13 protein-coding genes and 1 pseudogene are annotated in these 18,769 nt (G+C 71.1%); 8 read left to right on the plus strand and 6 right to left on the minus strand.

Features of this window, described 5'->3' with window-relative positions; genetic code table 11:
- The 3 genes and pseudogenes from HFV08_RS24970 to HFV08_RS24980 form a co-directional block, all read left to right on the plus strand.
- Window positions 1-221, plus strand: a pseudogene (locus HFV08_RS24970) (carbohydrate ABC transporter permease); the annotation flags it as partial.
- 463 nt (window positions 222-684) lie between these two features.
- The gene (locus HFV08_RS24975) at window positions 685-1,593 is read left to right on the plus strand and encodes a PE-PPE domain-containing protein (protein WP_168542697.1); all 909 of its coding nucleotides are present in this window, start codon (window positions 685-687) and stop codon (window positions 1,591-1,593) included.
- A 79-nt stretch (window positions 1,594-1,672) separates the two neighbouring features.
- A complete protein-coding gene (locus HFV08_RS24980) occupies window positions 1,673-2,743 on the plus strand; it encodes a glycoside hydrolase family 183 protein (RefSeq protein ID WP_040246596.1) in 1,071 nt (356 codons plus the stop codon).
- A gap of 111 nt (window positions 2,744-2,854) precedes the next feature.
- Here the strand turns inward: HFV08_RS24980 and HFV08_RS24985 are convergent, their stop codons facing one another.
- The 6 genes from HFV08_RS24985 to HFV08_RS25010 all read right to left on the minus strand — a co-directional run bounded on the left by HFV08_RS24985 (window position 2,855) and on the right by HFV08_RS25010 (window position 11,433).
- Window positions 2,855-6,661, minus strand: a complete 3,807-nt coding sequence (locus tag HFV08_RS24985; protein WP_168542699.1) for a GH92 family glycosyl hydrolase — start codon at window positions 6,659-6,661, stop codon at window positions 2,855-2,857.
- A gap of 192 nt (window positions 6,662-6,853) precedes the next feature.
- Window positions 6,854-7,477, minus strand: coding sequence for a TetR/AcrR family transcriptional regulator (locus HFV08_RS24990; RefSeq protein WP_205616925.1), 624 nt, complete (start codon window positions 7,475-7,477; stop codon window positions 6,854-6,856).
- On the minus strand, window positions 7,470-8,027 hold the full coding sequence (locus HFV08_RS24995) for a carboxymuconolactone decarboxylase family protein (protein ID WP_168542701.1): 558 nt from the start codon (window positions 8,025-8,027) through the stop codon (window positions 7,470-7,472). Before HFV08_RS24995 ends, HFV08_RS24990 begins: the two co-directional genes overlap by 8 nt.
- Window positions 8,024-8,941: an SDR family oxidoreductase gene (locus HFV08_RS25000; protein WP_168542703.1), complete on the minus strand. Its 918-nt coding sequence runs from the start codon at window positions 8,939-8,941 to the stop codon at window positions 8,024-8,026. The genes HFV08_RS24995 and HFV08_RS25000 overlap by 4 nt, the downstream gene beginning before the upstream one ends.
- A 171-nt stretch (window positions 8,942-9,112) precedes the next feature.
- Complete coding sequence (locus tag HFV08_RS31885) at window positions 9,113-10,813, minus strand: DUF6114 domain-containing protein (protein WP_246342042.1); 1,701 nt, start codon at window positions 10,811-10,813, stop codon at window positions 9,113-9,115.
- On the minus strand, window positions 10,804-11,433 hold the full coding sequence (locus tag HFV08_RS25010) for a DUF6230 family protein (RefSeq protein ID WP_168542705.1): 630 nt from the start codon (window positions 11,431-11,433) through the stop codon (window positions 10,804-10,806). Before HFV08_RS25010 ends, HFV08_RS31885 begins: the two co-directional genes overlap by 10 nt.
- Before the next feature lie 469 nt (window positions 11,434-11,902).
- On the opposite strand from HFV08_RS25010, the gene rok7B7 reads away from it, so the two are divergent.
- The 5 genes from rok7B7 (at window position 11,903) to dxs (ending at window position 18,716) form a co-directional block, all read left to right on the plus strand.
- Complete coding sequence (gene rok7B7 / locus HFV08_RS25015; RefSeq protein ID WP_168542707.1) at window positions 11,903-13,102, plus strand: ROK family transcriptional regulator; 1,200 nt, start codon at window positions 11,903-11,905, stop codon at window positions 13,100-13,102.
- 123 nt (window positions 13,103-13,225) lie between these two features.
- Window positions 13,226-14,320: a substrate-binding domain-containing protein gene (locus HFV08_RS25020; protein ID WP_376770713.1), complete on the plus strand. Its 1,095-nt coding sequence runs from the start codon at window positions 13,226-13,228 to the stop codon at window positions 14,318-14,320.
- A 156-nt stretch (window positions 14,321-14,476) separates the two neighbouring features.
- Window positions 14,477-15,271: an ATP-binding cassette domain-containing protein gene (locus HFV08_RS25025; protein ID WP_078844703.1), complete on the plus strand. Its 795-nt coding sequence runs from the start codon at window positions 14,477-14,479 to the stop codon at window positions 15,269-15,271.
- Window positions 15,268-16,593, plus strand: a complete 1,326-nt coding sequence (locus tag HFV08_RS25030) for a sugar ABC transporter permease (protein ID WP_168542709.1) — start codon at window positions 15,268-15,270, stop codon at window positions 16,591-16,593. Before HFV08_RS25025 ends, HFV08_RS25030 begins: the two co-directional genes overlap by 4 nt.
- 194 nt (window positions 16,594-16,787) lie before the next feature.
- On the plus strand, window positions 16,788-18,716 hold the full coding sequence (gene dxs / locus HFV08_RS25035; RefSeq protein WP_168542711.1) for a 1-deoxy-D-xylulose-5-phosphate synthase: 1,929 nt from the start codon (window positions 16,788-16,790) through the stop codon (window positions 18,714-18,716).
- The last annotated feature ends 53 nt before the right edge of the window (window positions 18,717-18,769 follow it).

The following is an 18,769-nucleotide window of genomic DNA, read 5'->3' on the forward strand; positions in this document are numbered from 1 at the left end:
GCCAGTGGAACCAGTACATGCTCCCCACCGTGCTCAACACCCAGCCCGAGAAGAAAGTCCTCTCCCAAGGCCTGGTCGAACTCGCCGTCTCCCAGGGCTACAAAGGCGACTGGTCCGGACTCTTCGCCGGCCTCGTCATGGCCATGCTCCCCGTCCTGGCCGCCTACATCATCTTCCAACGCCAAGTCGTCCAAGGCCTCACCGCCGGCGCCGTCAAATAACCACCCCCGACACACCAACCCCGGACAGCAGGACCCCAACGCGCGGCACCCTTGTGGGGGGTGCCGCGCGTTGTCCGTACCCACGTGCGGAACCGCCCGCCACGCCCCCTCGCCGTACCCGCGCACACACGGGGCGCGCCGGGAGAGCCGTCCGGCAGGCGTGATCCGTAAGGCCTGACTTACGGCGCGGAGCGCGTGGCGGGCCCGGTGCACGCTCTGAACAGGGCGGTTGGCGCGGGGGAGCGGCGGTGGGTGCGCGCTTTCGCGAACAGTGCTGTTCACTGCCCGTGGGCCGCTCCTATTCTCTGTCATGTACTCCACAGGTGTCGCGGTCGACATCGATGTCCGCGGCGCCTGCGCGCAGTGTTCTTGCGCTTCCTGGACAAAAACGCAGCCGCCCGCCGCCGTGCGGCCGGTCCCGGCTGCCCGAATCCGTCGCTCCGACGGGGGAGTTGAGAGTGTGATGCGCACAAAGAAGGTCCTGGCGGCGCTCGCCGTCCCGTCCGTCCTGGTGGTCACCGGGGCCTCGGTCGCCGCCGCGGCGCCCGCCGAGAAGCCCAAGGCGGCCTGTCCCGACAAGATGATCTTCGAGGTCGGCGGCCACCTCGACAAGGACGCCACCGCCTACGACCGCACCAACGCGGGGCTGCCCGCCGGGGTCGCGTTCACCAAGATCCACTACTCCGCCTCGATCGCGCCGTTCCCCGGGGACACCGTCTCCATGGACGACTCGGTCGCCGAGGGCATCGGCAACCTCGACCGCGCGGTGCGCGACTTCCACGCCGCCTGCGGTGGCAGCCACATCACCATCTCCGGCTACTCGCAGGGCGCCATCGTCGCGGGCGACGAGCTGAACGCGCTCTCCAAGACCGGTGACATCCCGCACCACCAGATCAACGGCGTCCTGTACGGGGACCCCCGGCGCCCCGGGGTGAACGGCCCCGGCGGCATCGAGGGCAACATCCCGACCATCATCCCGGGCCTGAGCATGAAGGGCCCGCGCGGCTTCGGGGACCTCACGGTCCAGGAGATCTGCAACAAGAACGACGGCATCTGCCACTCCGAGAACCCGATCACCAACCTGCTCGGGTTCGCCAACGGCGTCGCCGGATACTTCCTCGGTGACCACGGCTACGACATCAACCCGAACGTGGAGAACGGCAACGGCGACCGCCTGATCGACCAGCCGCCGCGGGTCCCGCACGGCGCCCCGCTGCCGGTGCCGATCCCCACCCCCTGGGAGATGTTCAACGGGAATCTTCCCGGAGCGCAGGGCAAGGTGAAGGAGATCCGTGACAAGCTTCTCCCGCTGCTGCCCCCGGACATGCGCAACCGGATAGCCGAGTTCCCCTGGCTCTCCGTACCCGCGTAAGCAGCCGCCCTGCCAGGGGTGTTCGGCCGATCAGAGCCGAACACCCCCCAGAATCAGGACGAGTTGAGGAGAGCCAGCCATGAAACGTTCGACCTTCCTCAGGGCCGCCGCGGGAGCCGTGGTCGGCGCGCCCGCGCTGATCGGCGCCGCGGGCAGCGCACGGGCAGCCGGGGCGGCGGCCCCGCAGGTCACCAAGATCGCCGACCTCACCGGACCGGGCCTGACCACGGCCTTCCGGATGGAGGCCACCGATCTCGGTATCCCGGCCCGTACGCCCGACGGACGCCTGCTGTTCGTCTTCGGCGACACCTTCGAGGGGGCCGCGGTCGGCGCCGGATGGTGGCGCTCGCCGGTCGCGCTCTGGTCGGGGACAACCGACCTGAACGCCGGAGTGCGCTTCGACGGCGCCGTCGGCGGGGCGGCCGCGCAGCAGCTGTGGGCCTACGAGCACGACAACCCGCAGTTCTCCACCGTGCTGCCCTCGGACGTGATCACCATCGGCGGCAGCATGTATCTGCACGTGATGGTCAACAAGGGCCTGGGCAACGTGGTGTGGACCGAGATCTGGCGCTCCGACAACTCGGGCGCCAACTGGTACCACACCGGCGCGAAGTTCGCCCCGGACCTCGACGGCGGGCTCTTCCAGTGCCTCAGCTGGGGCCTCGGCGACGACGGCTGGGTGTACGTCTACTCGACCTCGTTCACCCGCAGCAGACCGATCATCCTCAAGCGGGTGCGCGCCGACCGGATCGCGGACCCCGGGGCCTACGAGCCCTGGGGCTACCGCGACGGCCAGTGGGCCTGGGGCCAGCCCGCCACTCCGATCCTGGAGGGCAAGTTCGGCGAGCTGTGCCTGCGGCCGCTGGACGGCAAGTGGGTGCTCACCTGGTTCAACGCCGGGGACTACCGGATCGACGGCATCATCATGGACACCCCCACCTCCAACCTCTACACCGCGCACCGCCAGACCCTGATCTGGGGCGGCGCCTGGGGCCAGGAGGACGACGCGCACGTCGCGCAGCTCTACGGGGGCTACATCATCCCGGGTTCGACACTGAACGACCTGCATCTGTCGGTCAGCCAGTGGAACACCGGCGCGGGATGGCCCTACCGGGTGATGCAGCACCGTATCCGGGGCTTCGCCGCCTGAGCCGGGTGCCCGAGCCGCACCGGTAGGTGCCGAGGGCGAAGGGGCCGGACGGGAGTGGAGAACTCCCGTCCGGCCCCCTTTCTCGCGCACGGCCCACTCAGCCGCGGGTCCTCAGGACAGCAGTTCCACCTCCGCCAGGGTCGCCGGATCGTCCAGCACCAGCCGGTAGGAGCGGTACTTCCCCGGGGCCGCGACCGAGAAGACCCGGGTCTGCTTGTCCCAGGCGAACTCCTCGCCGCCGCGCCGGTCCAGGGTCCGCCAGTGCTCCCCGTCGCGGGAGCCCTCCAGACGCCAGCCCGTGGGCGCCGCGCCCTTGTCGGCGGAGGTCAGCGTGTACTGCACCGCCTTGGTCCGTCTGCCGGGCGCCAGCTCCACCGTGTCCGTCCGGGCGGTGGTGGCCGAGGAGTTGTCGGTCAGCGGGCCCTCACTCGCCAGGGCGTCCTCGCGGGGTGCGGGGATCTCGGCGCCCTCGGTGATCGAGACGGGGGCGGCCTTCTTGCCGGTGCCCCAGGCCGAGGGCTTCGGGCCCATGTCGAAGTCGAGCACCGCGCCCTCGGCGAGCAGGTCGTGCGGCAGCGCGGTGGACTTCCACTTCTTGCCGTCGACCTTGAGGCCCTGGACGTAGATGTTCCGCTCGCTGTTCCGCGGCGCCTTCACGACCAGGTCGCGGCCGTTCTCCAGGTGCACGGTGGCCTTGGTGAACTGCGGGGAGCCCACCGCGTATTCACCGCTGCCCATGACCAGCGGGTAGAAGCCGAGCGAGGAGAAGAGGTACCAGGCGGACTGCTCGCCGTTGTCCTCGTCGCCGTGGTAGCCCTGGCCGATCTCGCTGCCGGTGTAGAGGCGGGAGAGGACCTCGCGGACCTTCTCCTGGGTCTTCCAGGGCTGCCCGGCCGCGTCGTACATGTACGTGGCGTGGTGGGCGACCTGGTTGGAGTGCCCGTACATGCCCATCCGCACATCGCGGGCCTCGGTCATCTCGTGGATGATGCCGCCGTAGGAACCGGCGAACTCCGGTGCCGCGGTCTCCGGGGTGCGGAAGTAGGTGTCGAGCTTCTTGCCGAGTCCGGCCTTGCCGCCGTAGAGGTTGGCGAGGCCCCGGCTGTCCTGGACCGCGGTGAAGGCGTAGCCCCAGCCGTTGGTCTCGGTGTAGTCGTAGCCCCACACCCGGGGGTCGAACTTGTCCGAGTCCAGGCGCCAGTCGCCCTTCTTGTCGCGGCCCTGGAAGAAGCCGGCCTTGCCGTCGAAGAGCTTGACGTAGTCGCGGGCCCGGTTGAGGAAGTACGCCGACTCCTCGCGGTACTGCTTCTTGCCGGTCTTCTTGTAGAGCGCCTTGCCCATCCGGGCGATGCCGTAGTCGTTGAGGTAGCCCTCGAGCGCCCAGGACAGGCCCTCGTGGGTCTCGGTGCTGGTGTAGCCGAGGAAGGGCGAGGTCTCCATGCCCTTGCGTCCCACGCCCGGGGCGGGCGGCACCACGGTGGCGTTCTTCACCGCCGCCTTGTACGCGGCCTCGGCGTCGAAGTCCACGCCCTTGACGTAGGCGTCCGCGAAGGCGACATCCGAGGAGGTGCCGGTCATCAGGTCCGCGTAGCCCGGCGAGGACCAGCGCGAGATCCAGCCGCCGTCCTTGTACTGCTGCACGAAGCCGTCCACCAGCTCACCCGCCTTCTTGGGAGTGAGCAGCGAGTACGCGGGCCAGGTGGTCCGGTAGGTGTCCCAGAAGCCGTTGTTCACGTACGGCTTGCCCTCGACGATCTTCGCGCCGGTGTGCTCCGGGGTGTCCGGCTTCTCCATCGGGGAGAAGGGCGAGGCGTACTTGTACGTCGAACCGACCTTCTCGAAGCCGGAGTTGGGGTACAGGTACAGCCGGTACAGCGAGGAGTACAGCGTGGTGCGCTGGTCCTCGGTGGCGCCCTCCACCTCGACCTTGCCGAGCAGCTTGTCCCACTGGCCGCGGGCGCTGTCGCGCACCGCCTCGAAGGCGGAGTCCTCGGGCAGCTCCTGGGCGAGATTGGCCTTCGCCTGCTCGGTGGAGATCAGCGAGGTGGCCAGGCGCAGCTGCACGGTGCGGTCCTCGCCGGCCTTGAAGCGCAGATAGCCCTTGACGCCCTCGCTGCCGCCGTCGGTGACCTCCTTGTCGAAGACCCCGTAGACGAACAGGCGGGTGGCGCCGGTGGACAGGCCGGACTTGACGTCCGAGTAGCCGGTGACGATGCCCTTGTCCTTGTCGAGGCTGAGCCCGCCCTGCTCCGAGACGTTGTCGAAGGTCACGCTGGCGTTGTCACCGGGGTAGGTGAACCGCATCATCGCCGCGTGGTCGGTGGGCGCCACCTCCGCCTTGAGGCCGTTCTCGAAGCGCACCCCGTAGTAGTAGGGGCGCGCGGTCTCGTTCTCGTGGCGGAAGGGCAGCGCCCGCGCGGCGCGCGCGGTGGCCGGATCGCCCGCCTCGGTGGACGGCATCATCTGGAAGGTCTGCCGGTCGCCCATCCAGGGGCTCGGCTCATGGCTGGCGCTGAGCGCCTCCATGGTCGGCAGATTGTCCTCGTTGTTGTCCCGCGAGTAGTCGTAGAGCCAGCTGAGCGAGCTCGCGTTGGTCACCGGCGTCCAGAAGTTGAAGCCATGGGGCACCGCGGTGGCCGGGAAGGTGTTGCCGCGCGAGAAGCCGTTGCTGGAGTTGGTGCCGCGCCGGGTGTCCGCGTAGTCGGCCAGATGCGCCTTGGGCTTCGCCGGGGCCTTCTCCTTGAGGCTGACGTCGTCGAGCCAGCCGCGGAACTTCGCCGGGCCCTCGGGCGAGTCGTACGCCACCAGGATCCGGTCGGCGGTCTTGCCGCGGGCCACCGAGCCGAGGTCGGCGGCGACCGCGTTCCACTGGTTCACATACAGCCGCTTGGCCGCGCCCTGCCCCTGCGGGGTGAGCAGTCCGCCGTGGCTGTCGCGGGCCTTCAGCTCGCTGAGGTAGCTGCCGTCGGTGAAGGCGATGTCCACCGAGACATTGGTGGCGTCGTAGTCGCGGTCCCCGTCGGCCATCGCCGGGAAGACCTTGTAGGACAGCTCGGTGCGCCGCCCGATCGCCACATCGACGTCGAAGACCTTGTTGTACGAGTACGCCCGGCCCTTGGCCTCATGGGTACCGGTGTAGCGCAGCGCGTGGGTGCCGGTGAAGCCCGCGCGGGCCTTGGCCGTGGGGGAGCCGGAGGGGCCCCGGTCCACCAGCGAGAGCATGTCCTCCGGCGGCGGCTGGTCGCCGTCGCCGGTGCCCACCTGGAGGTCGGCCAGCTGGATGGCGTCGTCCGCGCCGTTGTTCGCGGTGAAGTCGATCCGCAGCCGCGTGTACGCGGCCGGTTCCTTCAGCTCGTAGGTCTTCGTCTCGAAGCGCTTGCCGAAGCTCTGGCCGGACTGCGTGTCGAGGGTCTTCCACTCCTTGCCGTCGGTGGAGCCCTTCAGGGTCCAGTCCTTGGGGTCGCGCTCCTCGTGGTCGTTGGCCGAGGTGAGCGCGTAGGCGGCGATCTTCGCGGGCTCGTCGAGCGCGTACTCGATCCAGCCGGTGGGCTTCAGGCTCAGCCACTTGGTGCCGGGCTCGGCGTCGAGCAGGTTCTCCTTGGTCTCGCCGCCCTCGGCGTTCTCGTCGCTGGCGCGGACCTCGGAGACCCGGCCGTTGACGCTGCCGGGCAGGCCGCCCGCGTAGCCGCCGTTGACACCGGAGGCGCGCGGGGTGCCGTCGGGGCCCCGCTCCACGGTGGAGACCCAGTCCGGCGCCGGCTCGCCCTCCTCGAAGGAGGAGCTGAACTCCCGGTCGGTGGCGGCCTTCTGCCCGGCGGGCTGCGCGACGGCGGCGCCCTGGGCGGTGGCCAGGAGCAGTACGGCGGCCGCGCCAAGCGCGGCCTGGTACCTGACGGCGGGTCTCGGTCTGAACAGCATGCGGGCGCGCCCTCCCAGGAGTGCAGACAACGTTGTCAAATGGTGGTGCAGGGTCCAGTAGGTCGCCAAGGGGCCCGTGCTGTCAAGGATGTTGACGCCGCTGGTCACAGAAGGGGAGGGCGGCGGGCTTCCGGGTGCCGGTGCGCCGCGCCGAGCGGGCGCCTGCCGAACTCCCATGCCCGGAGGGGCGGTTCAGGTGAGCAGGCGTACCGCGAGCCGCGTCATGGGGCCCTCCAGGGCCTTGAGCCCCTCGATGTCGTCCGCGACGAGGTGGGCGGTCACCAGCTGGGCGACGGCCGCCACCACGGCCTCGCAGGCGAAGCGGTCCTCCTCGGACTCGACGCCGAAGACCTCGGCCATCGCCGCCACGAAGAGCGACTGGGCCTGCCTGCGATGCTCCAGGACCTCGGGCCCGGCCGCGTACACCTCCACCAGGAACAGGCGGGCGAGGGCGGGCTGCGCGGCGAGGGTGCCGAGGTAGCCGCGCAGCAGGTCGCGGAAGACCTCCTCGGGGGCGCGGCCGGAGTCGGGGACCGTCATCCGCAGCTGGTTGAAGATCTCCAGGGCGGTGTCCAGGCCCTGCAGAAAGCAGTCCTGCTTGGAGCGGAACTGCTGGTAGAAGGTCTCCCGGGACACCCCCGCGCGCCGGATGATCTCGGCCACGGAGGTGCCCACGTACCCCTTCTGCATCATGGTCTCGGCCATCGCGGCCAGCATCCGGCCGCGCTGCGAGGCGACGACCTGCTCCCGGGACAGGCGGTGCCGGCCACTGGGCAGCGGTCCGGAACTCACCTGGTCCTGAGAGGTCTCAGCCACGGGGTCTGCCTCCGCGTCGGGGGTCGGGCTCCAGCCGGAGCGTGCCGATCGTGGTGGCCAGCATCTGGTAGTGGCCGACGAGCAGCAGGAATTCGATCGTAGCGGGCTCGTCCAGATGCTCCCGCAGCCGCTTCCAGGCCGCCTCGTCCAGATCCCGCTTGTCCTCCAGCTGGTCGACGGCCGCGAGCAGGGCGCGCTCCCGCGGGCCCCAGCCCGGGGCGTCCGGGCCCTCCTGGATCCGCCGGATGTCCTCGCGGCCGAGGCCCGCCCTGCGCCCGAGCCGGACGTGGTGCGTGAACTCGTAGGCGCAGTCGCGCAGATGGGCGGTGCGCAGGATGACCAGCTCCGACTCGCGGCGCGGCAGTCTGCCGCCGGGCATCAGCCGCCCGGCGAAGCGCAGCCAGCCCCAGAACAGCCGCCGGTGGCGGCCGAGCACCAGGAAGAGCGCGGGCGGCCGGGTGCCGCTCACCAGGCCGGCGATCCGGCTGAAGCCCCAGATGACCCGGCCGACCTCGGCGCGCGAGCCGGGGCGGATACGGGGCCCGCTCACCGGACACCGCCGGTGAGTCCGCCGCCCTGCCCCGGCCGTCTCCTCGCGCTCTCGTCCGGGGCGACGAGCACCCGGTCGGCGAGGGCGCCGAGGCCCCGCATCGCCGCCCGGTACAGCGGCGGCGCCCAGCGTTCCGCGTGGTGCAGGGCGCGTACCGCGGGGGAGGTGTGCACCAGGTACCGGTTCTCGCGCACCCCGTCCCGGATCGCGGCCGCCACCGCCTCGGGGCTCGCCGCCACCCGCCGGAAGAGGCGGTGGAACCTGCGGTACGAGGGGCTCTGGGTGTCCGCGCCCACGATCCGCACCGTCTCGGTCAGCGGGGTGTCCACGGCGCCCGGGCAGACCAGGCTCACCCCGATCCCGTGCTTCCGCAGGTCGAAGCGGAGCACCTCGGAGACCCCCCGGAGCCCGAACTTCCCGGCGCTGTACGCGGCATGCCGGGGCAGGCCGAGGAGTCCGGCCGCCGAGGAGACGTTGACCAGGTGGCCGCCGTGCCCTGCCGCGATCATCGGCGGCAGGAACTGGTCGATGACATGGATCGGGCCCATCAGGTTGACCTCGACCATCGCGCGCCAGTCGGCGGGCCCGAGGTCCTGCACGGTGCCCCAGGTGGAGATCCCGGCGATGTTCATGACGATGTCCATCGGACCCGCCTCGGCGTGGAAGTGGGCGGCCAGCGCCTCGACCTGTGCCGGGTCGGTGAGGTCCGCGGCCAGCGCGTGGCAGCCCGTCGCGCGGCCCTGCTCCCGGATCTCCTTGACCGTACGGATGAGCCCGGCCTCGTCCAGGTCGGTGAGGAAGAGTTCGGCGCCCTCGGCGGCGGCGAGCAGCGCGGTGGCCCGGCCGATGCCGCCCGCCGCGCCGGTGAGGAGAACCCGTCGGCCACTGAGGTCGTGCAGTTCGGGTCGTTTCATGCGGGGCACCCTAACGTTGACGAACGATGGTGTACATGAAAGGTGTTCAGCTGTCCGCGGCGGTCGATCCGGTGCCGCCCCGGCGGCCGTGCCGGCGCACGGCCGGACCCGCGGCCCGCCCCTGTCGGGAGCGGGCCACGGGCCAGCGGTTCCGGTCCCCCGCACCGGAGTTCAGCGCCGCGGCACCTCGGCGGTGAGCGGTTTCCCGCCCGGCCGCTCGATGCGCACCTGGTGCTCCAGGTGGCCGCCGGTGAGCAGGACCAGACCGAGGGCGGGGGAGACGCAGACCGTCTGCTTCAGGGTCACGCTCCGGCCGCCCTTCAGCGGATCGAGCCGTACCGGCTTCGCCTCGGTGGCGCCCCAGTCGTGCCCGAGCGCGCCGAAGGTATGGGTACGGAAGGAGAGTTCGGCGTCCTTCACGGTGCCCTTGCCGGTGTTGGCCAGGGTCAGGCTCACCTTCTCGCACCAGGGCCGCTCGCCCCGCTCCCGCTCCGGCGAGCGGATCTTCAGCACCTCGTCGGGGTCCGGCTTTGAGGGCGGCTCGGTGCCGGGGCCGTCCGAGGGCGGGTCCGGATCCGGCTGTCCGGAGGGCGGGTCGGCCGGGGTGCCCGGCTTCTGCCCCGGATCGTCCGGCTGCTGACCGGAGCCGTCCGGCTGCCGGCCGGGCTTCGAGGGCGAGGGCGGCTTCTCGTCGCCGGTGGCCGGGGGGCGGCCCTTCTCCGGGTCGACGGCGGCGCCCGGCCCGGGTCCCGAGGTGATGCCGAGCCCGTCCACGAGGAGTTCGTCCGTGGTGACCAGGGCCTGCTCGGCCTTCACCTCGGTCATGAAGACGAAGGGCGGGATGATCGGGGGCGTGGGCAGCGTCTCGGGCGAGAAGCTGAGGCAGAGGATGCCCTCGATGCAGCCGGAGAACTTCTTCATGTAGAGGGTGACGTGCCCGCGCATCTCCAGGTCGTCCGCGGTCAGTTCCTCGTGCGCGGCCCCCGGATCGCGGGTGGTCATCCGGTAGTTCTCCAGCGAGGCGGCCGCCATCCGCAGCACGATCACCTTCATCGGGCCCTGGGCGGTGGGCAGTTCGGTGATCCCGGAGAGCGCGAAGCCCTTCGGGGCGAACCGGGTGGTGGTGATGGCGGCGGGCACCGCACCGGCCTGCGGCGCCCCCGCCGCGAGCCGGGCCTCCACACGACCGGCGGCCTTCGCGCGTCCACCGGAGTCCGCGCGTCCACCGGAGTCCGCAGGCTCACCGGAGTCTGCCCGTCCGCCCGGGTCCGCCGCCCGCGCCTCGGGCGCCCCGGAGCCGAGCAGCGCCGCGAGCAGGGCGAAGGGCAGCAGTACCGCGAGGGTGCCGCGGACCTTGCGGTCCTCCCGGGCGCCGGCGGGGGTGCTCCTCTCCCCGGCTCCGCCCTCGCTCCCGGCGGGGCCGGCCGGGTCGGCGGGCGGGTTCCAGCCGAAGCCCAGCGCGCTGCCCGCGATGCCGAGCGCGGTGCCGAGCAGGAAGCCGCCGAGGTTGGTCGCCACGAAGGACAGGACGGACAGGAGCAGGGCGTTGAGGCTGACGTAGGCGCGGGCGTGCGGGGCCGCCCAGAGGAAGGAGCCCGCCAGGATCAGGGCGAGCCCGAGCCCGATGGCGGCGATCCCGCCGAGGCCCAGGCTGACCAGGACGCCGATGGGGGAGAGCGGCACGAGCAGCAGCTCGGCGCCCGCGGCCATCAGCAGCAGCCCGCCCCAGAAGGGCCGCCGTCCGCGCCAGTCGCGGAAGGCGGCCCGCGCCCGGGGCAGCGGCAGACGGGCGTCCAGCCACTCGCCCCGGCGGCGGCGGGCGGAGCCGCGCGTGCCCTCGCCCGCCGTGCGGCGCCCGGTCCTCAGTAGCATCCCTTGCCGCCCAGGCCGACGTTGATCTTCATGCCGTTGAGCTTGAAGTTGCCGCCCACGGCCGACCAGGCGCGCGAGCGCACCCCGGACACCTCGACCCCCTCCACCTGCAGACCGAAGCTGCCGCGCTTGCCCTTCACCCCCGGTACGGCGTCCAGGGTGGAGGCGTCCCGGCCGATCTGGGCGCTGCGGAAGCGCGAGTCGCCGGAGAGGTCGTCGGCGTCGATGACCAGCTTGTCCGCGGTGACCTCGCCGGCCTTGCCCCCGGCGCGGAGCCGGAAGACCACCGTGCCGACCGGGGTCTTCACCCGGGTCGACTGGCAGATGTCGGAGAGCTTCACGTCGTTGAGGGCCAGCAGGGACACCGGGTGCCCGGTGCCGTCCACCGAGCGGTCCACGTCCACGTACGAGGCGAGTCCGTCGCTGGTCAGTTTTCCGGAGCTGACCTGGAAGTTGGTTCCCGAGACCGCGAAGTTCGCGGCCAGCGCGCCCTCGGACATCATCACCGCCAGCGCGCCCACGGCGAGGAAGCCGGGTATCGCGAGGGCGGCCGTCCTGCGCCACGAGGTACGGCCCTGTGGTCTGCGGGGGGTGGGCCCACCGCTGGATTCATCGCGCACAACTGCCTCCCGAAGCCGTTGCAGGTTGCCGGACAGTATTGGCGAACAGTCATGTACATGGAAGACCGTCGACGTACATGAATCCCCGTTCCTGCGAGCGGCGCCCTCCGCCGGGTTCTTCGGGGGAACCGGCCGCGGGCCGCCTTGTCTTGGGACCCTGAACACAAGGCGCTCGGCGGGCCCGCGGCGGAAAGCGCTCGCCGGGGCGCCCGGCCGCGGAGTCCTCCGCCCCTCGTCAGGGCGGCGGATCGAGGTGTTCCGGCACCTCGCGGGCGGCAGAAGTCCAGGTGAAAGGTGAACAAGAGTCCAGGTACTGGATCGCCTCAAGGACTTGACGCCCAATACCAGAAGAGCGGAGCTTGGTCTTCACAACTTGTAAGCGCCGCGGGCCCCTGCGCGTTCCTGCGCCTCGGACCCCGGTCACGGGCGGCACCGGTGCCGCCGGGAACGGGCAGGAGTGGATGAGTCGATGGAGACTCCGGGGTCGCAGTCGTCGCTGCACCGGGCAAATCTGGAGCGGGTCGTACGCGCCGTACGCCTCGCGGGTTCGCTCACGCAGGCCGAGATCGCGCGTACGACAGGCCTGTCCGCCGCGACCGTCTCCAATATCGTCCGGGAGCTGAAGGACGGCGGCACGGTCGAGGTCACCCCGACCTCGGCGGGCGGCCGCCGGGCCCGCAGCGTCTCGCTCAGCGGCGACGCGGGCATCGTCATCGGCGTCGACTTCGGCCACGAGCACCTGCGGGTGGCCATCGGCAACCTCGCGCACCAGGTGCTCGCCGAGGAGTCCGAGCCGCTCGACGTGGACGCCTCCGCCGCGCAGGGCTTCGACCGCGCCGAGGAACTGGTCTCCCGGCTGATCGGCGAGACCGGGGTGGACCGCGCCAAGATCGCCGGGGTGGGCCTCGGCGTCCCCGGGCCCATCGACGTGGAGTCCGGCACCCTCGGCTCCACCTCGATCCTGCCGGGCTGGTCCGGCACCCGGCCCGCCGAGGAGATGCGCGGGCGGCTCGGGGTGCCGGTGCACGTGGACAACGACGCGAACCTCGGCGCCCTCGGCGAACTGGTCTGGGGCAGCGGCCGCGGGGTGCGCGACCTCGCGTACATCAAGGTGGCCAGCGGTGTCGGCGCCGGGCTCGTGATCAGCGGCAAGATCTACCGGGGGCCGGGCGGCACCGCGGGCGAGATCGGGCACATCACGCTGGACGAGGCGGGGCCGGTGTGCCGCTGCGGCAACCGCGGCTGCCTGGAGACCTTCACCGCCGCCCGGTACGTGCTGCCGCTGCTCCAGGCGAGCCACGGCACCGGGCTGACCATGGGGCGGGTGGTGCGGCTCGCCAGGGACGGCGATCCGGGCTGCCGCCGGGTGGTCGCCGACGTCGGCCGTCACATCGGCAGCGGTGTGGCAAATCTTTGCAATCTCCTGAACCCCAGCCGGGTAGTGCTCGGGGGTGACCTCGCGGAGGCCGGGGAGCTCGTCCTCGGGCCCATCCGGGAGTCCGTCGGGCGCTATGCGATCCCGAGCGCGGCACGGCAGCTTTCCGTGCTCCCGGGGGCACTTGGCGGCCGTGCGGAGGTGCTGGGCGCGCTTGCTCTGGCGCTGAGCGAGATGGGCGATTCCGCCCTGCTCGACGGCTCTCTCCAGGCTTCGCTGCCAGCCTTCACTTAGTTCACGTATGGCACCGTTGTCATCTCGTTAAGGATTTACTCCTTGACGACGACCTCGCGGCCGAGTTGACTTCCAGCCACCTCGGCCGCGACGACGCGGCCTCGTGTCAGGGAGGCACCCCAGATGAACGCAATGGCGCGTCGCGCCGTCATAGGCACGGTCGCGGTTTCCATGGCACTGGCGACGGCCGCGTGCGGCAAGGCCGGCGACGGTGACAAGGCCGACGGTGGTGACGGTAAGACCATCGGTCTGCTCCTGCCGGAGAACAAGACCACGCGGTACGAGACCTTCGACCGTCCGATCATGGAAGCGAAGATCAAGTCGCTCTGTTCGGACTGCGAGGTCAAGTACAACAACGCCTCGCAGGACACCGAGACCCAGAAGAAGCAGTTCGAGGCGCTGCTCACGCAGGGCGTCAAGGTGATCATCCTCGACTCGGTCGACTACAAGGCCACCAAGTCCTGGGTGAAGAAGGCCGAGGACCAGGGCGTCAAGGTGGTGGCGTACGACCGCCTCGCCGAGGGCCCCCTCGCCGCCTACGTCTCCTACGACAACGAGAAGATCGGCCGCCTCCAGGGCGAGGGTCTGGTCAAGGCGCTCGGCGACGACGCCAAGAACAGCGATGTCGTGATGATCAACGGCTCGCCGACCGACCCGAACGCCCCCTTCTTCAAGCGCGGCGCGCACTCGGTGCTGGACAGCAAGGTCAAGAAGATCGTCTACGAGCAGGACATCCCGGACTGGTCCCCGGACGAGGCCAACCGGAAGATGGCCAGCGCGATCGACAGCAAGGGCAAGGACGGCTTCCAGGCCGTCTACTCCGCCAACGACGGCATGGCGGGCGGCATCATCACCGCCCTCAAGCAGCGCGGCATCAAGGTCCCGGTCGGCGGCCAGGACGCCGAACTCGCGGGCCTGCAGCGCCTGTTGAAGGGCGACCAGACCTTCACCATCTACAAGCAGATCAAGCCCGAGGCGGAGACCACCGCGGAGATCGCGGTGCGCCTGCTCAAGGGCGAGAAGCTGGGCGCGCTCACCGACACCAAGGTCGACAGCCTGAGCGGCGAGTTCAAGGGCATCCCGGCCAAGCTGTACGACGCCCAGGTCATCACCAAGGACGACATCGCCGACACCATCGTCCGGGACAAGGTCTACAAGGCCTCTGAGATCTGCACGCCGAAGTACAAGAAGTACTGCGACGAGGCCGGCATCAAGTAACCACCCCACCGGGCAAGGCCGTTCGACGGCCGGGCCGCCCGGCTCCCGGTGCCCGTCCCCTCCGCCGCGCGCGGAGCGGGACGGGCACCGTCCCCCGCACAGCATCAAGCGCTCCGGCCGGGGCGCTCCCGTCCCGCCGGTGAGGCGGTGAAGGAGATGATTCACGTGTCCGCTACGCCCGTGCTGGCGTTGCGCGGAGTCTCCAAGCGGTTCGGTGCCGTCCAGGCACTCACCGACGTAGACCTGGAGATCCACGCCGGCGAGGTGGTCGCCCTCGTCGGCGACAACGGCGCAGGCAAGTCGACCCTCGTCAAGACGATCTCGGGCGTCCACCCGATCGACGAGGGCGGTATCGAGTGGGAGGGCAGGCCGGTACGCATCGGCCGCCCGCAGGATGCCCAGCACCTCGGCGTCGCCACCGTCTACCAGGACCTCGCGCTCTGCGACAACCTCGACGTGGTCGCCAACCTCTTCCTCGGCAACGAGCTGCGCCAGGTCCAGGTGCTCGACGAGATCGGCATGGAGAAGCGCGCCAAGGAGCTCCTGCACACCCTCTCGATCCGCATCCCGAGCGTGCGCATCCCGGTCGCCTCGCTCTCCGGCGGCCAGCGCCAGGTGGTGGCGATCGCCCGCGCCCTGATCGGCGACCCGAAGGTGGTCATCCTCGACGAGCCGACCGCCGCCCTCGGCGTCGAGCAGACCGCCCAGGTGCTCGACCTGGTGGAGCGGCTGCGCGAGCGCGGCCACGGCGTGATCCTCATCAGCCACAACATGGAGGACGTGCGCGCCGTCGCCGACCGGGTCGCGGTGCTGCGCCTCGGCCGCAACAACGGTGTCTTCAGCGTCCGCGACACCTCCCACGAAGAGATCATCGCCGCGATCACCGGCGCCACGGACAACGCCGTCACCCGTCGCAAGGCGCGGACGCTCACGAAGGAGGACGCGCGATGAGCGACCTCGCCAAGAACTCCGCGCAGCCGCAGGAGACCGCCACCGCGGTGAAGGACCCGGCCGACCCGGCCGCCGGGGGATCGGCGGCGCCCATCCCCGCCGTGGACCCGCGCCTGCTCGTGCGCGAGCAGGGCCTCAAGGGCTACGGGACCGAGTTCGTCCGCAAGATCCGCGGCGGTGAACTCGGCTCGCTGCCCGTGGTGGTGGGCCTGATCGTCATCGCGATCATCTTCCAGGCGAAGAACGACAGCTTCCTGTCGGCGAGCAGCCTCGCCAACATCGCCGTCTTCACCTCCGGCCTCGGCATCATGGCCGTCGGCATCGTCTTCGTCCTGCTGCTCGGCGAGATCGACCTCTCGGTCGGCTCGGTGGCCGGACTCGGCGCCGCGATATGGGCGGTGCTCAGCGTCAACCACGGCTGGAGCGACTGGACCGCGGTGCTCTTCGCGGTCGTCTGCGGACTGGTCATCGGCGCCCTGCACGGCGTCTTCTTCGCCAAGGTCGGCGTGCCCGCCTTCGTGGTCACCCTCGCGGGCTTCCTCGGCTGGAGCGGACTGCAGATCTGGCTGATGGGCTCCGAGGGCAGCATCAACACGCCCGAGGGCAGCATCGTCGAGAACCTCACCAGCCACTACTTCGCCGACAAGGCCGTCGGCTACGGGGTCGCCCTCGTCGCCGTCCTCGCCTACGCGGCCTCGCTGCTGTGGGAGACCCGGCGCCGCCGCGCGGCCGACCTGCCCTCCCGCCCGATCAGCGAGATCGTGCTGCGCACCGCCGTCGTCGCGGTGATCTCCTTCGTCGTCGCCTACGAGCTGAACGAGCCGGAGGGCGCCCGCGGCCTGCCGCTCGCCCTGGTGCTCTTCCTCGCGGTCCTGGTGATCGCCGACTTCGTCGCCCGGCGCACCACCTTCGGCCGCAAGGTCTTCGCGGTCGGCGGCAACGCCGAGGCGGCCCGCCGCGCCGGTATCAACGTCGACCTGATCCGGATCGCCGTCTTCGGCATCTCCGGGATGCTCGCCGCCTTCGGCGGCCTGTTCATCGCCAGCACCGCCGGCGGCGCCACCAAGAACCTCGGCTCCGGCAACACCCTGATGCTGGTCATCGCGGCGGCCGTGATCGGCGGCACCAGCCTCTTCGGCGGCCGGGGCAAGGTCTGGTCGGCCCTGCTCGGCATGCTCGTGCTGCAGTCCATCCAGCAGGGCCTGAACCTGCTCGGCATGGCGAGCGAGATCCAGTACATGATCACCGGCGCGGTGCTGCTCGCCGCCGTGGTCATCGACTCGGTCTCCCGCCGCACGCAGAAGACCGCGGGACGCGCCTGACCCCGGGGCCCGAGGCCCGAATCCGGCAGTGCCCCGCGCCGCACCGGCGCGGGGCACCGCCGTGCGCGGGCACCGCGCGGCCCGAATCGACCGCCCGCCCCTCACGGACGAACACGAAAGATTAGACTCCTTGGATCCGGAAGACGTGAGGATCCGGAAAACGCTCGAAGAGCCCTAAGCGCAAGGAGGCACGGGTGCCGCTGCTGACCCGCATCACGGGACCGCGCGATCTGGACCGGCTCAGCCAGGAGCAGCTCGACCAGCTGGCCGCAGAGATCCGGACCTTCCTGGTCGAGGCGGTGTCGAAGACCGGCGGCCACCTCGGCCCCAACCTCGGTGTGGTCGAGCTGACCCTCGCCCTGCACCGCACCTTCGACTCGCCCCGGGACAAGGTCCTCTTCGACACCGGCCACCAGTCGTACGTGCACAAGCTGCTCACCGGCCGCCAGGACTTCGCGGGGCTGCGCGCCAAGGGCGGCCTGTCCGGCTACCCCTCGCGCGCCGAGTCCGCGCACGACGTCATCGAGAACTCGCACGCCTCCACCGTGCTCGGCTGGGCCGACGGGCTCGCCAAGGCCAACCAGGTGCGCGGCAAGGACGACCACGTGGTCGCGGTCATCGGGGACGGCGCCCTCACCGGCGGCATGGCCTGGGAGGCGCTGAACAACATCGCCGCCGCCAAGGACCGCCCGCTGGTCATCGTCGTCAACGACAACGAGCGCTCCTACGCCCCCACCATCGGCGGCCTCGCGACCCACCTGGCCACCCTGCGCACCACCGACGGCTACGAGCGCTTCCTCGCCCGCGGCAAGGACCTCCTGGAGCGCACCCCGGTCCTCGGCCGCCCGCTCTACGACACCCTGCACGGCGCGAAGAAGGGCCTGAAGGACTTCATCGCCCCGCAGGGCATGTTCGAGGACCTCGGCCTGAAGTACGTCGGCCCCATCGACGGCCACGACATCGAGGCCCTGGAGTCGGCGCTCACCCGCGCCAAGGGCTTCGGCGGCCCGGTCATCGTGCACTGCATCACCGAGAAGGGCCGCGGCTACAAGCACGCCGAGCAGGACGAGGCCGACCGCTTCCACGGCATCGGTCCGATCCACCCCGACACCGGGCTGCCCACCAAGGCCGCCGGTCTCGACTGGACCTCCGTCTTCGGCGAGGAGATGGTCAAGCTCGGCCACGAGCGCGAGGACATCGTCGCCATCACCGCCGCGATGCTCCAGCCGGTCGGCCTGAAGAAGTTCGCCGAGGCCTTCCCGGACCGCATCTACGACGTGGGCATCGCCGAGCAGCACGCCGCGGTCTCCGCCGCGGGCCTGGCCACCGGCGGACTGCACCCGGTCTTCGCCGTCTACGCCACCTTCCTCAACCGCGCCTTCGACCAGCTCCTGATGGACGTGGCCCTGCACAGGTGCGGCGTCACCTTCGTCCTGGACCGGGCCGGGGTCACCGGCAGCGACGGCGCCTCGCACAACGGCATGTGGGACATGTCGATCCTGCAGTGCGTGCCCGGGGTGCGGATCGCCGCCCCACGCGACGCCGAGCAGGTGCGCAAGCAGCTGCGCGAGGCCGTCGCGGTGGACGACGCGCCGACCGTGGTGCGCTACTCCAAGGGCGCCGTGGGGCCCTCCGTCGAGGCGGTCGGCAGGGTCGGCGGCATGGACGTGCTGCGCAAACCCGCGGGCGGCAAGCCGGACGTGCTCCTGGTCTCCGTCGGCGCGCTCGCCCCGATGTGCCTGGAGATCGCCGCCCTCCTGGACAAGCAGGGCATCTCCACCACGGTGGTCGACCCGCGCTGGGTCAAGCCCGTCGACGAGGCGCTCGCCCCGCTCGCCGAGCAGCACCGGGTCGTCGTCACCGTCGAGGACAACTCCCGTGCGGGCGGTGTCGGTTCGGCCGTCTCGCAGGCGCTGCGCGATGCCGGGGTGGACGTACCGCTGCGCGACTTCGGCATCCCGCCGCGCTTCCTCGACCACGCGAGCCGCGGCGAGATCCTGACCGAGATCGGCCTCACCGCGCCCGCCGTCGCCCGCCAGGTCACCGGCCTGGTGGCCAGGCTCGACGGCCGCTACGACGCCCCGGACAACGCCTCGCAGACGGTCGAGTCCGCCCGCGACTGAGCCTCGGACCGGACCGGAGGGCGCTTCCCGCCGGTCCGGCCCGGACAGGTCCC

Origin of the sequence: Streptomyces physcomitrii (assembly GCF_012273655.1) — a bacterium.
Taxonomy (GTDB): domain Bacteria; phylum Actinomycetota; class Actinomycetes; order Streptomycetales; family Streptomycetaceae; genus Streptomyces; species Streptomyces physcomitrii.

Excerpts from the sequence above, each read along its gene's own strand:
- HFV08_RS24975 (WP_168542697.1), top strand. The coding sequence starts at position 685 with ATGCGCACAAAGAAGGTCCTGGCGGCGCTCGCCGTCCCGTCCGTCCTG.
- HFV08_RS24980 (WP_040246596.1), top strand. The coding sequence starts at position 1,673 with ATGAAACGTTCGACCTTCCTCAGGGCCGCCGCGGGAGCCGTGGTCGGC.
- HFV08_RS24985 (WP_168542699.1), bottom strand. The coding sequence starts at position 6,661 with ATGCTGTTCAGACCGAGACCCGCCGTCAGGTACCAGGCCGCGCTTGGC.
- HFV08_RS25000 (WP_168542703.1), bottom strand. The coding sequence starts at position 8,941 with ATGAAACGACCCGAACTGCACGACCTCAGTGGCCGACGGGTTCTCCTC.
- HFV08_RS31885 (WP_246342042.1), bottom strand. The coding sequence starts at position 10,813 with ATGCTACTGAGGACCGGGCGCCGCACGGCGGGCGAGGGCACGCGCGGC.
- rok7B7 (WP_168542707.1), top strand. The coding sequence starts at position 11,903 with ATGGAGACTCCGGGGTCGCAGTCGTCGCTGCACCGGGCAAATCTGGAG.
- HFV08_RS25020 (WP_376770713.1), top strand. The coding sequence starts at position 13,226 with ATGAACGCAATGGCGCGTCGCGCCGTCATAGGCACGGTCGCGGTTTCC.
- HFV08_RS25025 (WP_078844703.1), top strand. The coding sequence starts at position 14,477 with ATGATTCACGTGTCCGCTACGCCCGTGCTGGCGTTGCGCGGAGTCTCC.
- HFV08_RS25030 (WP_168542709.1), top strand. The coding sequence starts at position 15,268 with ATGAGCGACCTCGCCAAGAACTCCGCGCAGCCGCAGGAGACCGCCACC.